Origin of the sequence: Gordonibacter sp. (assembly GCF_036667095.1) — a bacterium.
Classification (GTDB): Bacteria; Actinomycetota; Coriobacteriia; order Coriobacteriales; family Eggerthellaceae; genus Gordonibacter.
Genome location: NZ_JAVWUP010000129.1, coordinates 5,809 through 7,189, shown reverse-complemented (window position 1 = coordinate 7,189; position 1,381 = coordinate 5,809). Strand labels below are relative to the sequence as shown.

Genomic DNA, 1,381 nt, shown 5'->3' with positions numbered 1-1,381 from the left:
GGCCAACGTACGGCACTGACGGACGACTCGACCGACGGCTTCTTGGTCATCGAATGCGTCGACCCCTCGCGCGTAGACGATCTGAAGGCCACACTCGAGGAATTCGCGAACCTGATGGAGCGCTACCTGGGAGCAACCATCGAAGTGAACGCCGTCGTCGACCGCGAGAACCCGGAACTGGTTATCATCGGATAGAATGGTCCCTCACCCAAACACTTCGGAGGAGACCGCATGCAATATCGCCAAGACCCCAAAAGCGGCAACAACCTGTCCGCGCTCGGTTTCGGCTGTATGCGGCTCCCCTCAAGCACGCTGGGCCGCATCGATCTGGAAGCCTCCGAAGCGCTGGTGCTGCAAGCCGTCGAGCAAGGCATCAACTATTTCGACACGGCGTATCTCTACCGTGGCAACGAGGAGGCGCTGGGCATCATCGTCGAGCGAAACGATCTGCGCAACCGCATCTTCATCGCCACGAAGCTCCCCCACTCGCGATGCGAAACGCTCGAAGACATCGAGCGGTTTTTCGCCGAGCAGAAAGCGCGCCTGCGCACCGACTATTTCGACTACTATCTCATTCACAATGTGACCAACCCCACGCAGTGGGATAAACTCGTCGCCCTGGGCATCGAGGAATGGATCGACCGGAAAAAGCGCGCGGGAGAAATACGTCAGATCGGGTTTTCCTATCATGGGTCGCAAAGCGACTTCCCGCACCTGATCGACGCCTACGCTTGGGACTTCTGCCAAATACAGTACAACTACGTGAACGTAAACTACCAGGCCGGTCGTGCAGGACTCGAACTGGCGGCATCGCGCGGACTGCCGGTGATCATCATGGAGCCTCTGCTGGGCGGCAAGCTTGCCGACGGGCTACCGCCCAAAGCCGTCGAAGCGTTCAAACGCTGCGATCCAACGACCGCCCCTGCCGCGTGGGGGCTGCGCTGGATATGGAACCACCCCCAGGCGACCGTGGTGCTTTCGGGCATGGGAACCCTTGAGCAGCTGACGGAGAACGTCGCCTGCGCGGAACACGCACTGCCCAATGCGCTGAGCGACAACGAGCTTGCCTGCATCGATGACGTGGTGGACATCTTCGACGAGAGCAACAAGGTGAACTGCACCGGCTGCAACTACTGCATGCCCTGCCCCAGGGGAATCAACATCCCCGGCTGTTTCTCGGCCTACAACGCCTCGTTCACGCACGGCCGATACGAAGGGTTGAAGCAGTACGTGATGTGCACCGGCGCAGGCAGCAACGATCCCCGCTGGGCGAGCGACTGCGTGGATTGCGGCGCCTGCGTCAAGAACTGCCCTCAGCACATCGCCATCCCCGACGAACTGAAGGCCGTGCGCAAGCGCCTCCAACCAGCCCTTTTCCCGC

Annotated in this window: 1 protein-coding gene and 1 pseudogene; both read left to right on the top strand. The window is 60.7% G+C overall.

The features are described from left to right. Window positions 1-195: pseudogene (locus RR842_RS10465) on the top strand (hypothetical protein); the annotation flags it as partial. 36 nt (window positions 196-231) lie between these two features. Further along, window positions 232-1,381, top strand: a 1,150-nt coding sequence (locus tag RR842_RS10460) for an aldo/keto reductase (RefSeq protein ID WP_332729698.1), incomplete at its 3' end; no start/stop codon positions are given.